At 43.4% G+C, this 17,115-nt stretch carries 14 protein-coding genes; 12 read left to right on the top strand and 2 right to left on the bottom strand.

Annotation, left to right across the window (positions count from 1 at the left end):
* Positions 1-27: 27 nt before the first annotated feature.
* The gene (locus V1L65_RS06875) at positions 28-906 is read right to left on the bottom strand and encodes a carbohydrate ABC transporter permease (RefSeq protein ID WP_331698369.1); all 879 of its coding nucleotides are present in this window, start codon (positions 904-906) and stop codon (positions 28-30) included.
* Positions 907-955: 49 nt separating this feature from the next.
* Positions 956-1,837: an ABC transporter permease gene (locus tag V1L65_RS06870; protein ID WP_331698540.1), complete on the bottom strand. Its 882-nt coding sequence runs from the start codon at positions 1,835-1,837 to the stop codon at positions 956-958.
* Between the two features lie 356 nt (positions 1,838-2,193).
* On the opposite strand from V1L65_RS06870, the gene V1L65_RS06865 reads away from it, so the two are divergent.
* The 12 genes from V1L65_RS06865 (at position 2,194) to V1L65_RS06810 (ending at position 16,410) form a co-directional block, all read left to right on the top strand.
* Positions 2,194-5,862 (top strand): carbohydrate binding domain-containing protein, encoded by a 3,669-nt coding sequence (locus V1L65_RS06865; protein WP_331698368.1) that lies wholly within the window; start codon positions 2,194-2,196, stop codon positions 5,860-5,862.
* Positions 5,863-6,043: 181 nt separating this feature from the next.
* A complete protein-coding gene (locus V1L65_RS06860; RefSeq protein ID WP_331698367.1) occupies positions 6,044-7,324 on the top strand; it encodes an MFS transporter in 1,281 nt (426 codons plus the stop codon).
* A gap of 372 nt (positions 7,325-7,696) precedes the next feature.
* The gene (locus V1L65_RS06855; protein ID WP_331698366.1) at positions 7,697-8,041 is read left to right on the top strand and encodes a YojF family protein; all 345 of its coding nucleotides are present in this window, start codon (positions 7,697-7,699) and stop codon (positions 8,039-8,041) included.
* 20 nt (positions 8,042-8,061) lie between these two features.
* A complete protein-coding gene (bshB2, locus tag V1L65_RS06850; protein WP_331698365.1) occupies positions 8,062-8,718 on the top strand; it encodes a bacillithiol biosynthesis deacetylase BshB2 in 657 nt (218 codons plus the stop codon).
* Positions 8,719-8,808: 90 nt separating this feature from the next.
* Complete coding sequence (locus V1L65_RS06845; protein ID WP_331698364.1) at positions 8,809-9,633, top strand: alpha/beta fold hydrolase; 825 nt, start codon at positions 8,809-8,811, stop codon at positions 9,631-9,633.
* A gap of 207 nt (positions 9,634-9,840) precedes the next feature.
* On the top strand, positions 9,841-10,494 hold the full coding sequence (locus V1L65_RS06840) for a redoxin domain-containing protein (RefSeq protein WP_331698363.1): 654 nt from the start codon (positions 9,841-9,843) through the stop codon (positions 10,492-10,494).
* Positions 10,495-10,522: 28 nt separating this feature from the next.
* Complete coding sequence (locus V1L65_RS06835) at positions 10,523-11,215, top strand: response regulator transcription factor (protein WP_331698362.1); 693 nt, start codon at positions 10,523-10,525, stop codon at positions 11,213-11,215.
* A complete protein-coding gene (locus V1L65_RS06830; protein ID WP_331698361.1) occupies positions 11,202-12,335 on the top strand; it encodes a sensor histidine kinase in 1,134 nt (377 codons plus the stop codon). The genes V1L65_RS06835 and V1L65_RS06830 overlap by 14 nt, the downstream gene beginning before the upstream one ends.
* A gap of 1 nt (position 12,336) precedes the next feature.
* The gene (locus tag V1L65_RS06825; RefSeq protein WP_331698360.1) at positions 12,337-13,053 is read left to right on the top strand and encodes a cytochrome c biogenesis CcdA family protein; all 717 of its coding nucleotides are present in this window, start codon (positions 12,337-12,339) and stop codon (positions 13,051-13,053) included.
* A gap of 32 nt (positions 13,054-13,085) precedes the next feature.
* Positions 13,086-13,754 carry a hypothetical protein gene (locus V1L65_RS06820; RefSeq protein WP_331698359.1) on the top strand — a complete coding sequence of 223 codons (669 nt, stop codon included), beginning with the start codon at positions 13,086-13,088 and terminating at the stop codon, positions 13,752-13,754.
* A 168-nt stretch (positions 13,755-13,922) separates the two neighbouring features.
* Complete coding sequence (locus V1L65_RS06815) at positions 13,923-15,317, top strand: MATE family efflux transporter (RefSeq protein WP_331698358.1); 1,395 nt, start codon at positions 13,923-13,925, stop codon at positions 15,315-15,317.
* A gap of 193 nt (positions 15,318-15,510) precedes the next feature.
* Positions 15,511-16,410, top strand: coding sequence for a LysR family transcriptional regulator (locus tag V1L65_RS06810; RefSeq protein ID WP_331698357.1), 900 nt, complete (start codon positions 15,511-15,513; stop codon positions 16,408-16,410).
* Positions 16,411-17,115 lie beyond the last annotated feature (705 nt).

The following is a 17,115-nucleotide window of genomic DNA, read 5'->3' as shown; positions in this document are numbered from 1 at the left end:
GGCTGAACGGCATTGCCGTTGTTGGTGTTAACCTTTTACCGAGCCGATCATCACCCCCTTGGCAAAGTGTTTTTGTACAAACGGGTAAACTAATAATATTGGCAATGTTGCAACTAGAATGGCAGCCATTTGTATCGTTACAGGAGGCGGCGGATTTTCTAGCATTAGCATGACATCAGAGCCTATCGCGGACGTTGTTTCGTTCAAAATAACGATTTGCCGCAGTACAACTTGAATCGGCCACTTGGCAGCATCATCAAGGTACAAAATACCTTCAAAATATTTATTCCAATAGTTAACGGCGTAGAAAAGACCGAATGCAGCCAATGATGGTTTGGATAGCGGCAAAATAACGGACCAGAACGATCTTAGCTCGTTAGCGCCATCAATTAAGGCAGCTTCATTAAGCTCATTTGGAATGCTTAGGAAAAACTGACGAATAACGATAAGATTAAATGAGCTTATTGCCGTTGGAATAATAAGGGCAAAGATGCTGTTCATAAGCATCGTTTCTTTAACGATTAGATACATGGGAATCATTCCTGCATTAAACAGGATTGTAAATACTACAAGCAATAGCATGACGCGTTGACCAAGCACGTTGCGTGTAAGACCGTATGCCATTGTAGCGGTAAGCGTCAAGCTGATTGCAGTACCGATAGCAGTAATGTATACCGTCACCCATAGGGAACGGATAAAGTGACCGGATGCAAATATAGTTTGATAAGCTTCGCTGGCCCAATGCGTCGGCCATAATATAAACTTTTTTTGAAGGACGTCCTGCAAAGATGAGAATGACACAGAGAATATGTGTACAAATGGAATCAGCATTAAGGCTGCTATAATTGCCAGGACGATAATATTGATAAAATCAACGACTCGATCCAGCCCTGATTTTTTATTCATGAATGTATTCGCCTTCTTCCTACTTCTACTCCAAATTCAGGAGCAGTTATTAATATAAACCGTCTTCTCCAAATTTCTTGGCCAGTCGATTTGCGCCGACTACAAGAATAAGTCCTACTAATCCCTTGAACATGCCTACAGCAGTTGCAAAACTGATATTGCCTTGCTGAATACCTTTAAAGTAAACATAAGTGTCAAGCACGTTTCCGGAGTCCATATTAAATGGATTTAGCATTAGGAAGATTTGCTCGAAGCCTGTTTCCATTACGTTGCCTAGTCTTAGAATAAAGAGAATGATAATAACGCTGCGAATGGCAGGCAAAGTAATATGCCATAGCTGTCTCCAGCGCGATGCGCCATCAATGACGGCTGCTTCGTACAATTGCGGATTGACGCCTGCTAGTGCAGCAAGGAAAATAATCGTTCCCCAGCCGGCTTCTTTCCAAATAACTTGAAGAATGACGATTGGCTTGAAGAAAGCCGGATCCGTCAGGAATGGAATCGTTTCCAATCCCATGCTGGTAAGTACTGAGTTAATCAAACCTTCTCCACGCAGGAACACCACAAATATTCCAACAACAACTACCCATGATAAGAAGTGAGGCAAGTAAACCATCGATTGAATAAAACGTTTATAGGTTTCGTTGCGAAGTTCGTTAAGCATAAGTGCGAGAATGATGGAAACTGGAAATGCAACAAAGATTTGCAATAACGATATTTGAATCGTATTGGTAAGCACTCGGATTACTTCGGGACTGTCAAATAGATGTTTGAAGTGCTTCAATCCTACCCAATCACTGCCGGTAAAGCCGACAAACGGATTGTAATCCTGAAAGGCTATAACTAGCCCGGCCATTGGAATGTAGCGATATACAATAAAGTATAAAATTCCGGGCAGCAGCAAGAGATAAATAAATTTTTCCCGCTTCATTCTGTTTACTAATTTTGTCACAATAGACCCACCTCTTAATACCTGTATTTTACCTGTATGCAATTCAACTTTAACCGATTACATTACGGGCTGTCAATATGAAAATTGAAAATGTTTTCATACATACTGGATAATGCCGCACTGCGCTTGGAACGGCGCTATATTTATATATGTACACAAAAAGATACCTGTATATTACCTGTATATTTTTCTCTTGTACATTTAAAATTTCTATGCTATAGTCCTAAATGAGTTTTGTTATGAAAGCGGATACAAGTGAGGAGGGGAGGACCAGAATCTATTAACGTCTTTAGACTATCTATTGGAAATTCATTTAGGAAAGAGGAGGTTTTTTTATGTACCGAAAAATCAAACGAAATTTAATTATCGCATTAACATTGCTATTAATGTTCTCACTATTAAACACGATGGGCGCACTAGCTTCGAATGGGACTATTATCTCCAATGGCGGGTTTGAAGGACAACTAATTAACGGCAACTTGCCGGGCTGGACAATTACCCAAGGAGCAGAGAGAGTAAGCTTAAACACCGTACTTAAAACCGAGGGGCAGCAAAGCCTCAGAATTATTAAAGAAGATACGAATACTGTCGGCGTGACGATGAGCAGCGATAGAGTTAATGTGACAGGTGCAAAAGAGTATATATTGTCAATGGATTTATATTTGGAAAGAGGAGATTTGGCGGGATTTTATGTGTACGTTTATGATAGCCAAGGGAATATTATTAAAAACACTACGGGCGGAGATTTTACACTATTCGTAAGAAGAACCTTGAATGATGTCAGCGGTGTTGTAAAAGTTCCAAAAAACGAGTGGACCAGCGTTGAAGAACGTTTCCTCGTTCCTGCAGGCGGCAGCACGCTAGATATTAAATTGATCACATCGCGCAGTGCGACCACTAATTACAAATATAATTTGGACAATATATCACTAGTCCAGGCAAATGATCCGGATCCGGTTGAAATTCCGCAAACTGCGGTTAAGGTTGACAGTTCGAATGCTGCTCAGAAAGAAATTTTGGGCGGTTTGCAGTCGGTTGTACCATTCCAAAATGTAGAGTTCACTGCCGAGACGATGGTGTATGCTGGTTCTGGCGGTAAAATTGATCTGCGCTTCTATGATGCTGACAATAAAATATTGTCTATTGTAAGCACTAAAATTAATGGTCCAGTGAGAGAATGGGACTCTGCTCGGGTTGTTGCGTCAGCTCCCCTCAATGCGGCAAAGGTGCAAACAGCGATGCATTTCCCTGGAACGGAGCAAGGTGTGTTTTATGCAGATGAGCTAAACTTACAAGTGAAGCAGACGACGGAAGCGTCCTATATTAAAAATTTAGGGCCGCAATCCATGACAACAACAGCGATGTACGGTGCTTACGGCAAGTATAAAGGGCGCGATGTGTTGTATACAGTCGTTCAAGGCTCGCCTGCTGAGCTAGCTATTATTGATGTAAATAATAATACTTTGATGGGAAGACATCAGCTTAGAGCGCTTGATGGCAGCGACGTTACTGCTGCTTGGGGAGTAACAGTTGCGACAGACGGTAAAGCCTATATGGGCAGTACGCCAAATGGAACGCTGTTTCAATTTGATCCTGTGACAGATGAATTGAAAACATTAGGAAAACCGGTTCCTAATGATACTGTTATTTGGGTACTGGAGTCAGGTGACAACGGCAAAATTTATGGCGGTACGGGTTATTCCCAGTCCATTTTTGAATACGATCCAAACGCAACAACTGGCAATGGTATGAAAATTTTAAAATCATTCGGAGGGGTAAAGCCAGACCAGCATATACGCAGCTTAGCCTATGATCCTGTCAATAAAGTTCTATACGCAGGCGCTGCCGATGTAGCAAAGCTATACCGTATTGATACGGTAACAGGTAATTCTACATTGATCCCGATTCCTAACAGCAGCGGCAAAACCTCCGTCTATGATCTTGAGTTTGCCGGCGGTAAGTTATTTGTACGTGTGGATGCAGGACCGCTAATGTATGTATACGATCCGGCTGCTGATCAGTGGGATATGCAAGGAAATAATCAGTATAACGCTCGCGGCTTCTCGCCTGTATCTCCTGATAATAGAGTGTTTTATACTTTCCCAGTTGCCAATCAGGACGGAACAACGCAGTTCAAGCTTTACCAATATAATGTAAATACAAATGCATATGGACCAATTGATGTAAATGTAAAAGGGGTAGCAGTTGCTTATGGCTATGTAGAGCTGGAGGACCCTGATTTCCCTGGCGTTTCATTAGTCGGAATGGCAGGCAATAATGGCATGTCTTTCTGGTACAATTTGCAAAATGGCAATGTGAAAACATTGGAGCTGCCATTGCCTTCACAATTTGCTGAAATTCATAATATCGGAAAAGGATTGGATGGCAATATATTAACATCCGGGTTTATTTCCGGCGGCGGACTCGGTATTTATTCTCCTGATACGGATACAACAGAATTAAAGCCGTTGCTTGGGCAAGTAGAAGGCTATGCGAACTTGAATGGAAAAACTTATTTTGGCATATATCCAAATGCTGTCTTGTTTGAATACGATTCAGCGCAAGAATGGAATCGGACGGATTCGAGTAAACCGATGAATCCGCTTCGCATTGGGCCGCTTGGCCTCGAGCAGGATCGTCCAATTGCTATGGTAGGCGTAGAGTCTGTAAACAAGCTGTTTATTGGTACCTATCCTAAGGCAGGTCAAATCGGCGGAGCATTGTCGATATTTGATCCGGTTACGCGTACTTTTGATGTAAAACGCAATATTGTTCAAGACCATTCCATTAATACGATGGTATATAAGGATGGACTGCTGTATATGGGTACTGGCGCTATGAACGGCGGATCTGCCCAGTTAGCAGTTTATGACATTGCGACGAACCAGATTGTAAGCTCTCATGTACCAGTTGCAGGCAAAAAAGCGATTGCCTCATTAATGTGGGGGCCTGACGGCAACATTTGGGGGATGGCTTTAGGGACTCTATTCATTTTTGATCCTGTCACTAAAACAGTTATTTATCAGGATGATATATTCCCAACTGCAGATTACTCTCATAGCAACGCACGGCTGCAAGTAGGCAAGGATAACAATGTATACGGTTCTATGTATACAGGCTATGTTGCTGACAACACTTATACGAGCAAGATGTTTAAAATTGATAGAGTGACCAAAAAGATGACGATTATATTTGAAAGTAATGTCGATAAATTAATGCAGGATGATTACGGCAATTTCTACTTCAAATATGGCAGCTTATTAATGAAATACAGCGATCCTGCACTAGTTAAGCCAATTCCGCCTGTTTATCCGATAACGCTTGAAGCAGCCACCAACGTAAATGGCATAAACGTGCAGCTGACTCGAGATGTGGATGCTGCAGGAAAGGCCAAGGATGAAATGACGCTTGATGAAAGTAAAGTAAACGAATTGCTCGGGCAACTGGCGAAGAAGCAATCTTCTATTGTCATTACTTTGCCAGATCACCTGGCAGGTGTTCACGATCGTAACATTGTTATTACATCAGAAGCTGCAAAATTACTATCCAAAGCGAAGGTAGAGCTGGTTGCAGCTGGCAGCGAAGGGCAGGTTGCAATTCCCGGCTTATCCTTGCAAGGTCCAAAAGAAGATATATACATTCGGATCATGCCTGTAAGTGATGCGAATGTAAAATCGGATCTTGAGACTAGAGCAAACAAGGATAAAGCGATTAAAAAAGCAGCTAAAAATGCAAAAATAACGATTGCTGCTCAGCCTTTAACGATATATTCGAATTTGCATAACCGGCCGATCACTATAACCATTCCGACAGATTCAAATTTGCAAAGTGCTGCTAACTCGAAACAGCTTGGCGTTTACATCGAATATACTGATGGCAAGAAGGAACTGATTCGTGCTAAGTCTTTTGAGCTGAATGGAAAAAATGCTCTTCAATTTGAAGTAGATAAGTTCAGTATGAGACAGAAGCCGGGAGGTTTGACAGCGGCTATAGCAGCTATGTAGCTGCGTCTGCAATTGATCAACAGTTTCTTGCAGATCATAATTTAAGTCGCTGTTCAATACACAGCATACCGCTAATATGCGTATGCTGTGTATTTTTTTATGCGTATTGGCATGTATTGGCAGGAGCAAAGGCGGCATATGTCGAATTGACTAGCAATATATTATATGGGGGGGTCAAAGGATGCGAGGTAAATATGTTAATACTCCGATGATGTACGCGTTCGGAATGCTGGCGATGATGATTCCAAGCCAAGCGTTCAGCTCGTTTTATATTTTCTTTTATTCGGATAAGCTTGGCATGTCGTTAGCATTAATTACGATTGCCAGAACCGTATTTTTAATATGGGATGCTGTAAATCAGCCGCTCTTTGGCTATTATTCGGATCGTACAAATACGAAATACGGGCGCAGAAAGCCTTGGCTGTACGGCGCGGTTCCGCTGTTTATGCTCACTTTTATTATGGTATTCTCTCCGCCCAACGGCATGAGCGAATATGGATTGTTTACTTGGTTTCTGGTTGCGTTAATTTTATACGAAGCAGTAGCGACCGTCATTTGGGTCAACTACGGAGCATTATTCCCGGAGTTATTCCGCGGGGATCAGCTGCGTACGAAAGCGTCAGCTATTCAGCAAGGCTATCAAATCGTTGCGCTGCTCATCGGCACAGCCTTGACGCCAGTTATTTTTAATGCGCTGGGCTTCGGTTATATGTCAGTTATTTATGCCGTCGTCTTCGCCTTGTTCATGCTGCTGTTTTTGCGAAATGTGCAGGAAGACAAGGAAGCGATAAAGCTGCCGCAGCTAAAATTCAAGAAAGCTTTCGCAGAGACATTAAAAAATCGCCCATTCTGGATATTTAATATAGCGAATTCTTTTGCACAGACAGTAAACGGTTTGCTAAGCTCGACGATTCCTTTCTATGCAAAATATGTGCTGCGTATTCCGGATGCCCAAGTATCTATATTGCTTGCTTCCATATTTGTTTCCGTTATTCCGCTAGTTTTCGTATGGTATTGGCTGATTCGCCGAATGGATCCGCTGAAGGGCTGGCGCATATCGCTTATTGCTTATGCTCTGTCTGTCATTCCATTATGGTTTGGGAACAGTTTGCTGACGGGCGTGGCGGCAGGGGTGCTTGTCGGCTTCGGACTGGCAGGATTTTTAGTAACCCCTCCAGTCGTAACAGGTATTATTATTGATGAAGATTTCAAGAAAACCGGCAGCAAGCGTGAAGGCATCTATACGGCAGTGGCCGGCTTTATTACGCGTTCCAGCGGATTGATTGCCGCACTCGCTTTCTTTATTGTTGGCATTATTTTCGGCTACGAAAGCGGCGATAATCCGGGACCTGATCCAGAGGCGACATTCCGTTATTTGATCTGTATCGTTCCTTTAGGGCTGCTGTTAATATCTTACGTTATCTCGTTATTCGTTAAAATTAAACGTACTACAGCAGAATAAATATACTAATAAAACGGCTCTTTGAGCTAACGTAGGCAAGCAATAAGAAGGGGAACGGAGAGCAAGATTGGGACTGGAGAAGCGGCAGCGTCCGCCTTTGTAGGCCAATTTTAACCTTTATAGGTTTTATGCAATCTGAAAAACTTGGCGTACCACAGCGGTCGGAAGCCCAAACTTGATCGTAGTGCCCACCTTTTTCATTGCTTGAACTGGTGTTGACGATAGTTGGGGAAGGCTGCATGCGGCTTCTGAGTTCATCAGGAGTCGTTTTTTTTTGAACAAGCAAGTGTTGAAGGACTTTTCGAGAAACACTATAATAAGTAAAGTAAGCAACCTATTGAGAGAAGTGGAACCGAACAGGGAGGGATCCAGATGCAGCTTATTGAGCTTAACGAAATACAGCGCAGAATTGAAGAGTTGAAAAACCAGGATTTATATATTCATTTGGAAATGACGACAGGGGCATATGCCGCGCACTTTGACAGCACCAAGCATCCCGCTGCCACTTTTATAACGAATACAAAAATATGCTATTCGCATGGATCGATTTCCGGCAATGGCCCTTATCGAGTAGGGCTCAAAATGGCATATGGCTGGATTTATTCAGAAGGTTTGACGCATTATGATGAAAGTGAGACCGAGAGATTAATTTTGGCCGGTCACGATAGTCAAGGGAAGCTTGTCGTAGCCCTGCAGCTTAGTAAAGAGCCATTCTAATAGTTGGGAGAGAGGACAATATGTCATATAAACAGGTATTAGTAATATTGCCGCATCCCGATGACGAGGCTTTCGGCCTTGCGGGAACGCTCGCCATGTATATCGATCATGGCGCTCATGTAACATACGCTTGCCTTACGCTTGGAGAAATGGGGCGCAATATGGGCGTGCCGCCGTTCGCTACAAGAGTAACGTTGCCAGGCATCCGCAAGCTGGAGCTGGAGCAATCCTGCCGGGCAATAGGGATACAGGACCTTCGTTTGATGGGATTCCACGATAAAACAATTGAATTTGAAGACCCGGCGGTACTGGATGGCTGCATTGAAGATTTGCTTGAGGAGCTTTCTCCCGATCTGGTCGTTACCTTTTATCCGGGGTATGCGGTTCATCCCGATCATGATGCATGCGGTGCGGCTGTTATTCGAACAATCGCCAAGCTGCCTGCGCATTTGCGGCCAACTGTACACTGTATAGCTTTTGCCAATAATCATGAGCAGGCAATCGGCAAGGCGGACGTTATCCATGATGTTCGTGAATATTTGCCGCAAAAGGTTGCTTCCATTACCGCTCATCGCTCTCAATTTCAAGCTGCTGAATTGCTGGGCAACAAGCAATTAAATGATGAGCAAATCGTGGAGAGATTTGGTCAGGAGCGTTTTTGGACCTACAAATTTTAATACAAAAAGATTGAAAAATCGACAATGCCAGCAGGTTTATCGGAATAGTCATAGAATTATACCTGTAATACATTTATGGGAGGAATTGCTATGACGGAGCGTGCAGGCCAATATATTCAAATGGATTCAGGAGTCGAGCTGTTTATTCAAGATATCGGGAGCGGGGAGCCGATTTTGTTTATTCCTGGCTGGACTTTTACAGGTGAGGTTTTTGAGCATCAGCTTGCGCATTACAGTAAAACGAATCGTGTAATTGCCGTAGATCCAAGAAGCCAGGGCAAATCATCCATCGCACTGCATGGCAATAATTATGTTACACATGGGTCGGATATTGGCAAGCTAATCGAGGCATTGCAGCTGGATAAGGTGACTATGGTCGGCTGGTCCTTTGGCTGTCTGGCTGTTTGGGAATATATTAGACAATACGGGCTGGATAAAGTAAAGGCTGTTGTGCAAATCGACTTGTCACCAAAGCCGCTCTCTACTAATCATGAAGAGGATTGGGTGGAAGGACCGCTCGATGATATTGCAGGGGCTTACAGCTTATACACGCAGGATGCTGCCAAGCAGCGAGAATTTGTCGAAGCCTATGTAACCGGCGTAATGATTCAGCGTGAGGTTGAGCCGCAGGAATTGAACTGGCTTGTGAGCCAATCGATGAATACGCCGCACTACATAGCGGCTAATTTATTTGCCTCAGGCATGTTTTCTGATTATCGGGAAGAAGCCAAGCTTGCCAGTGAAGCTGTTCCGACGCTTGCTATTGCAGCAGAGCATTGGGGCGATACAGCAAAGGCGTTTATGAACCGTATTGCTCCGAAGACTGAAGTGGAAGTATTTGGCGGTCATTTGATGTTTTGGGAGCATGCAGAAAAGTTTAATCAACGTTTAGATCAATTTTTGAAAGTCAATTGACTTATTTCGTAAAAATAAAATAACAGTAAACAGTCGGAAGCTGTCTCAAAGGGTGTAATTCGTCCTTGGAGGCAGCTTCTTACGTTGTCTGCATAAAGGCGCTTTTACAGGGGGCGGATCATGGGAATGATGTAGATGAAAGGCTGCTTTAACGAATCTTAACAAAGCACTGCTATAATGTGGCTTACATATAAAGGAGGTGCCGTTTTGAAAAAAATAAGAACAGCTGTTGTATCGGCCGCAATAGTTGCACTTGCTGTATGGGGCTATTTGGATATACAAGACAAGCAAGCACGTGATAAGGAAGCAGCTTCGCTGCAGCAGGAGCAAGAAAAGAAAATATTAGAGCAAAACAAGCAGCAGGACGTATCACCGCTTATAAAAGGAGGGCTGAATGAGGAAGCTTCGATTGCGGAGAAAGAGAAGAAGGTGCCTGTAATTGGACTGAAAAAGGGCAATGTAGCCCCTGATTTCATACTCGAGTCGCTTGATGGAGAGAAACGCAAGCTGTCGGACTACAGAGGCAAAAAGGTTATGGTGAATCTATGGGCCACTTGGTGTCCGCCATGCAGAGAGGAAATGCCGGATATGCAGGCCTATTATGAGCAGTATCAATCCGATGATATGGAAATATTTGCCGTTAATTTAACTTCGTCTGAGAAATCGATGGAAAATATAGAAAACTTCGTGCAAAGAAATGGTCTGTCCTTTCCTATTTTGCTTGATTCTGACGATCAGGTGTCTAGCCGATATGAGGTGTTTCAAATTCCAACAACGTATATATTGAATGCAGAAGGCGAAATTGAGCAAAAAATCATTGGTCCAATGAATTTGGAGATCATGGAGCAGTTGATGCAGTAGGTTTTAGGGAAAGCGGGGGATTATCGGAATGTCATTACGAGGGAAAACGATCCTGGTTGTCGAGGATGATAAAAAGATTAGGCAGCTTATTAAAATCTATTTGGAGCAAGCAGGCTTTGAAATTTGGGAGACAGGAGACGGGCTGGAGGCACAGCAGTTATTTGATGCCTATGATCCCTGCTTTATCATTATGGATTTAATGCTACCGGGACAAAGCGGCGAGCAGCTTTGCACTTGGATTCGCGGTGAGCAGCGAAGTGATGTGCCGATTATTATGCTTACGGCCAAGGTGGATGAACAGGAAAAAATCAATGGGCTGCAAATCGGGGCAGATGACTATGTAACGAAACCCTTCAGTCCCAAGGAACTCGTCGCAAGGGTGGAGACGGTATTGCGGAGAACGGCGCATCGCTGCAGCAAAATCAGCTATAGAGGCTTAACGGTAAAGCCAATTCGCGGAGAAGCGAAATATAATGGCGTACTTATTCCGCTGACGCAGCATGAATTCCGTCTTTTGCATTATGTCATGCAGCACCCTAACCAAATCGTAACTCGCGAACAAATATTGGAGCAGCTTTATCCAAATGACGAGAAAATCGTCATAGAACGAACAGTAGACGTGCATGTGAGCAAGCTCAGAGAAAAATTGAAATTGACAGAAGACACTCCAGAGTTCATCGAAACAATCAGAGGAATGGGGTATCGTTTTGTTGCATTTTAAATCGTTGGATGGTATTGCGCATTACAGGCTGTTTTTCTGGCGAAAAAGTATTTTATGGAAGCTGATGCTTGTTAATGGGCTTGTTATTGGTGTAGTCATATGGCTTGTAGGTGTATCTGTAAAAGATTTTGCCTGTTTGCTCGTCGGACAATATGAGTATATGGATGCTGAAAAGCAGAGCTTTTTTAATAGTACTATGCATTTTTATTTGGTGCGTGCGAGCGTAATTGCTGTTTTTGTGGGCATTATTATCTATTACATGCTGATGAAAAAAATATTTGTACCGCTGCGCAAGCTGAACGGCTCTACCAAGCTGATGATGGCCGGGCAGTACCCGCAGCCAATTGAAGTAAAATCAGATGATGAAGTAGGACAGCTTAGTCATCATTTCAATCAAATGGTAGATTCATTGCGTCAAGCGGAGCAAAGCAGGAAGCAGCTGCTGGGCGATCTGTCGCATGAGCTGCGAACTCCGCTCAGCAATTTGAACGGTTACTTGGAGGCACTAAGCTCCGGGGTAGTTAAGGGAGATGTGGAGCTGTACAAATCACTGCACGAGGAATCTCTGCATTTGACTAAGCTGGTTGATCAAATGCATCAGCTGGCTGTGTGGGAAATGAAGCAGGCTTCCACGCCCATTTGGCACATCGTAGACATGCATAAGCTGATCCATCAGGCGTTGAGCAGTTTTGAGCTGGAGCTTGCGAGCAAGCATATAAGCTGTCAGCTCACGATTGAAACGGCAGAAGTGGAAGGCAATGAGACGGGAATCAGACAGGTGCTCATTAATCTAATAGATAATGCGATTCAGTACAATATGAGCGATTGGATTCATATTTCTGGCGAGAAAACAGGTCATGATTATAAGGTAACCATAACCAATGAAGGGGAGTCTATTCCGCCTTCCAAGGCGGAGCTTATTTTTAACCGGTTGATTCGGCTGGACGCTTCACGCCGCAGGGAAGCTGGCGGATCGGGCCTTGGGCTAGCTATTGTGAATGAAATTGTTAAGCTGCATAGCGGTAAGGCGGGACTTCAAACGGATAGAAACCGGCATTCGTTCTGGTTCAGCATTCCCCTTCAGCAACATAGCTCTAAACAAGGAGGAAGTGAAATATAAGATGGAAAATGCAACTATATTCGTAGCGCTGTTAGCAGGAGTTTTATCTTTTTTATCGCCATGCGTATTTCCGCTTCTGCCTGCATATGTTTCACATTTGACAGGCGCGCTGGTGCAGGACAATAAAATAAAGGCAGAGAAAAAGCTGCTTATGATGCGCTCGGTCTTTTTTATAGCGGGTTTTAGTATTATTTTTGTCGTTATGGGAGCGTCAGCAAGCTTGCTGGGCCAATTTTTTACAGGAAATCGTATTTTGATCGAAAAAATAAGCGGTTTGCTTATCGTTATATTTGGCTTACAAATGGCAGGCATGCTGTCGCTGCGATTTCTAATGTTCGATAAAAAGCTGTTTCAGGCTAAGGGCTCGGGGAAAGGCAATATTAGCTCCTTTATTCTTGGGCTTGCGTTCGGATCAGGCTGGACGCCATGTGTCGGGCTCGCTTTATCCTCGATTTTGTTGCTTGCCAGCTCCTCAGAAACATTGTACAGCGGAATGTGGCTGCTGTTTATATATTCGATTGGACTTGGCATTCCTTTTTTGTTAATATCATTAGCACTAACTTATTCACTGTCTATTTTGAAAAAAATAAACCGCTGGCTGCCCTTGCTGTCCAAAATTAATGGCTGGCTTCTTATTGGTATGGGACTGCTCGTATTTACGGGTCAACTGCAAAAAATAAGCGCTTTTTTTGCAAAATATACTTTTATCAATATTTAGCTAATAGATATAGAAGAAGGAGTGAAAAAGATATGGAAAATAATGTGACGGCCTTAAAGCTGTTTACGCTCAGCGCATGTCCTCTTGGAAAATCGATGGGCATGGTAATGAATGAAGTGCAGGGACGCTATGCATCTCTGCAAATCGATACGATTTATGTGGAATTAAGCGCTCAGGAAGCAAATGACTTTAGAATTAAAAAAAATCCGACTACTTTATTTCTCAATGATGGCGGCGAGGAGCTGTATCGGGTTGAAGGATTCGCAGAGACCGAGGTCATTATTCAACATATAGACCAGCTTAATGAAGGTGTATTTATGAAATCAGAAAAGCTGATGAAAAATGAGCAGACTGTAGAGACCTATACCGTATATATGCTCGAGAATAATGAGCTTGCAGCTGTCGAGCAAACGTATACGAATGAAACGTCGATTGCTGCGCCTCGTATACATGCAATTTTTGCTTTATTGCAAGCACGACGGGATAATATGACTAATGTATTTCCAGCACATTCTGAGCTTGTCAGTGTGCAATTTTCAGACGGAAAAGGCAGAATCGAAATTCGCTATGCAAACAAGTCTGCTGCTGAAAGCTCGTTCTATGAACTGCGCCGCATGGCGCTGCTAAAAACGCTGCATCCTTTTCATGTAACGGAAGTCGAATTAGTGGAATCGTATGAGACAGTTGATTCATTGGGGTAACGATGCCGTCTTCTTCAATTGTAATTAATAGTAAGCTTGTGTTCAGTCGAATTGGGCTGAGTATGAGCTTTTTTTGGTTTTAATCAGCAGTTTCATAGAGACGGTGCTATAATGTAAATAATACAGCTGAACATAGCTAAACTAAAAAGATAAAGAAGTGAATAGTCGATGTCTGGAATAGGCTCAGCATTGAAGCATAAGAAAAGTACAATCCTTAACAAATATTTATCTGGGCAATCGATGGATTACAAGCAAATTTTCTCAATATTAATTCCGATTTTTGTGGATCAGGCTTTTATCGTCCTAATGGCGCTGCTCAACACAGCGATGGTCAGTTCCTCAGGCATAGCGGCAATTAGTGCCGTGAGCATGGTCGATTCTCTTAATATGTTCATCATAAGCCTGTTTGTTGCGATTGCAACGGGCGGTACCGTAATAGTAGCCCAGTATAAGGGCAGCGGCAACGCGGATATGGTTTCCAAAGCAGCGGCGCAATCCATCTCGGCAGTTGCGGCTGTATCGTTAGTGATTAGTCTGCTTGTTATTATATTTCATAACTGGACGCTGCAGATGCTGTTCGGCAATGCGGAGGCGGACGTTTTTCAAAATGCAAGAGTTTACCTGGTAGGCATATGTATTTCTTATCCGTTCTTTGCTGTCTATCAAGCTGTATTAGGCGCGCTGCGCGGCGTAGCCGAGACGAAGGCAAGCTTGATGCTGTCTGTCATCATGAATTTAACAGCTGTCGTATTGAATTATATTCTAATCATTGCTTGCGATTTGGGGGTGCTTGGCCTTGCTATCTCCATGATTACAGCAAGAATATTCGGAATGCTCATTTCGTTATTCTACCTATTGCGTTATAATCAGACCCTTCGCTTTCGTATCAAGCATGCATTTAGAACAAATATAGATTTGTTAAAAAAGATTATGTATATCGGCTTGCCGTTTGCCGCGGAGCAGCTGTTTTTCAATGGAGGAAAGCTGCTTACGCAAACCTTTATTGTACAGCTTGGTACGTATTCCATTACTGCTAATGCGATCGGCAACTCGATTGCTATGCTGTACCAAATAGGCGGAATGGCGCTTAGCATAGGCATCGTAACAGTAGTGGGGCAAAGCATCGGCAGTAAAAATATTGGGGATGCCCGAAAATTCATTAAATCATTTCTATGGCTTGCCAGCATTATTTTTGTCATTGCAACGGCTATCATTTTGCCTTTATTCCCATGGCTTGTTAAGCTCTACTCGCCGCCGTCCGATATTGTGCCAATGATTTTTGAACTGATCGTGTTGATTTCGATATCTCAGCCGCTGCTGTGGGCGTGCAGCTTTATATTGCCTTCTGCCCTCCGTTCGGCGGGCGATTCAAAGTATACATCTTTAGTATCCTTGCTGACGATGTGGCTGCTTCGCATCGGGCTTGGCTATTATTTGGGAATCGTGCTCGGATATGGTTTAATGGGGATATGGCTAGCGATGACAGGAGAATGGGCAGCTCGAGGCGTATTTTTCTTATGGCGCTTGAGAGGCGATAAGTGGTATAAGCATAAATTAATTTAAGTAATTTTCTTGAAATATAAGTAGTTTGCTTGAAATATAGGTAATTTGCTTGAGATATAAGTAATTTGCTTGAGATATAGGAAAGTATAAGTTTTCACTCTTATACCTGTTCCTATATTTCATCGATAAACGCGCCTCCTTCGTTCAAGCGAAGGACGGCGAAGCCGTTTATTCTTGGGAGGAATAGAAAGCAATGACGCTGCAGCAGCTGAAATATGTGCTGGAAATTAATAAGCGCGGCTCAATGAATGAAGCGGCCAAGCATCTGTTCATTTCACAGCCGAGCTTGTCCAACGCTGTCAAAGAGCTTGAGGTTGAGCTTAACTTGACGATCTTTGAGCGGACGAATAAAGGGATATCGCTAACGAAGGAAGGCGTTGAATTTTTAAGCTACGCGAGGCAGGTTGTAGAGCAGGCAGAGCTGCTTGAGAGTCGTTATTTGAACGTGAAGCCGTCGCGCCAGCATTTTTCTGTGTCGACACAGCACTATGCATTCGCAGTTAACGCATTCGTAAAGCTAGTACGCGAGCATGGTCAAGAAGAATATGAGCTGTCTTTAAGAGAAACGAAAACGTACGACATTATTGAAGATGTAAGGACGATGCGGAGCGAAATCGGCATTTTGTTTATGAATGAATTCAACCGAAAAGTAATTACAAAGCTGTTGAAGGAAGCTAATCTGAACTTCACGCGCTTGTTTGTAGCGGACCCGCATATTTTTATTAGCGTTTATAATCCGCTTGCGAGGCAGAAGAGCGTAACGATCGAGCAGCTGGAGCAATACCCTTATTTGTCGTTTGATCAAGGCGAGTATAATTCATTCTACTTCTCGGAGGAGATTCTGAGCACCTTATCCAGACCGAAAAGCATTCGTGTAACGGATAGGGCAACCTTGTTTAATCTGTTGATCGGCCTTAACGGATATACAATTTCAACGGGTGTGCTGAGCAAGGATTTGAACGGTAATGATATTATCCCCGTTCCGCTCGAGCTTGACGATCAGATCGATGTAGGCTGGATTTCGCATAAAAACGTAACCTTATCGCGTCTCGCCGATGCTTATGTTGAAGCGTTGTATGAGAGCATAAAGTAAATCAAACGTGCGACCGGGCTTGTGCCGGAAGATGCCGTGCTAAGAAGCAATCAAACGTGCGACCGGGCTTGTGCCGGAAGATGCCGTGCTAAGAAGCAATCAAACGTGCGACCGGTCTTGTGCCGGAAGATTCCGTGCTAAGATAGCAAATCAAACGTGCAGCTGAGCTTGTGCTGGAAGATTCCGTGCTAAGAAACAAATCAAACGTGCAGCTGAGCTTGTGCTGGAAGATGCCGTGCCAAGATAGCAAATCAAACGTGCGGCTAGGCTTGTGCTGGAAGATACCATGCTGAGAAGCAAATCAAACGTGCAGCTGGGCTAGTGCTGGAAGATTCCATGCTAAGCAACAAGCTTCGTTTGCGGTGTTAGAGGACACTCGTTCCGTTATTGGCCCCAAAAATACGATTTTCGAAGTTTCGCGGACAGACGTTCCGCTATCAGCCCAATTTCCGCCGTTTATCGGCTGTTTTTTGAGCAATAGCGGAACGTCTGTCCTTTTAATTGGCATTTTGACTTATTTTCGTGCTTTAGCGGAACGTCTGTCCAGGTAACTGTCTCGCTTCCATTGCAAACTTCTTGATAAGAGGAAACGCCGAGCGGTACTGTATAGAGTTTCGAATAAGTTGACCTTTGGAGTGACGTCGACCATTTGTATATGAAATTTCATATACAATTGTGTTTTTAAGGAAAATTCAACGCATTCTG

The organism is Paenibacillus sp. IITD108, assembly GCF_036541265.1.
GTDB lineage: Bacteria > Bacillota > Bacilli > Paenibacillales > Paenibacillaceae > Pristimantibacillus.
This window is presented reverse-complemented; position numbering and strand designations above follow the sequence as displayed.

Bases quoted from the DNA above. Each gene is read 5' to 3' on its own strand.
- V1L65_RS06875 (WP_331698369.1), bottom strand. From the start codon at position 906: ATGAATAAAAAATCAGGGCTGGATCGAGTCGTTGATTTTATCAATATT.
- V1L65_RS06870 (WP_331698540.1), bottom strand. From the start codon at position 1,837: ATGAAGCGGGAAAAATTTATTTATCTCTTGCTGCTGCCCGGAATTTTA.
- V1L65_RS06865 (WP_331698368.1), top strand. From the start codon at position 2,194: ATGTACCGAAAAATCAAACGAAATTTAATTATCGCATTAACATTGCTA.
- V1L65_RS06860 (WP_331698367.1), top strand. From the start codon at position 6,044: ATGCGAGGTAAATATGTTAATACTCCGATGATGTACGCGTTCGGAATG.
- V1L65_RS06855 (WP_331698366.1), top strand. From the start codon at position 7,697: ATGCAGCTTATTGAGCTTAACGAAATACAGCGCAGAATTGAAGAGTTG.
- bshB2 (WP_331698365.1), top strand. From the start codon at position 8,062: ATGTCATATAAACAGGTATTAGTAATATTGCCGCATCCCGATGACGAG.
- V1L65_RS06845 (WP_331698364.1), top strand. From the start codon at position 8,809: ATGACGGAGCGTGCAGGCCAATATATTCAAATGGATTCAGGAGTCGAG.
- V1L65_RS06835 (WP_331698362.1), top strand. From the start codon at position 10,523: ATGTCATTACGAGGGAAAACGATCCTGGTTGTCGAGGATGATAAAAAG.
- V1L65_RS06825 (WP_331698360.1), top strand. From the start codon at position 12,337: ATGGAAAATGCAACTATATTCGTAGCGCTGTTAGCAGGAGTTTTATCT.
- V1L65_RS06820 (WP_331698359.1), top strand. From the start codon at position 13,086: ATGGAAAATAATGTGACGGCCTTAAAGCTGTTTACGCTCAGCGCATGT.
- V1L65_RS06815 (WP_331698358.1), top strand. From the start codon at position 13,923: ATGTCTGGAATAGGCTCAGCATTGAAGCATAAGAAAAGTACAATCCTT.
- V1L65_RS06810 (WP_331698357.1), top strand. From the start codon at position 15,511: ATGACGCTGCAGCAGCTGAAATATGTGCTGGAAATTAATAAGCGCGGC.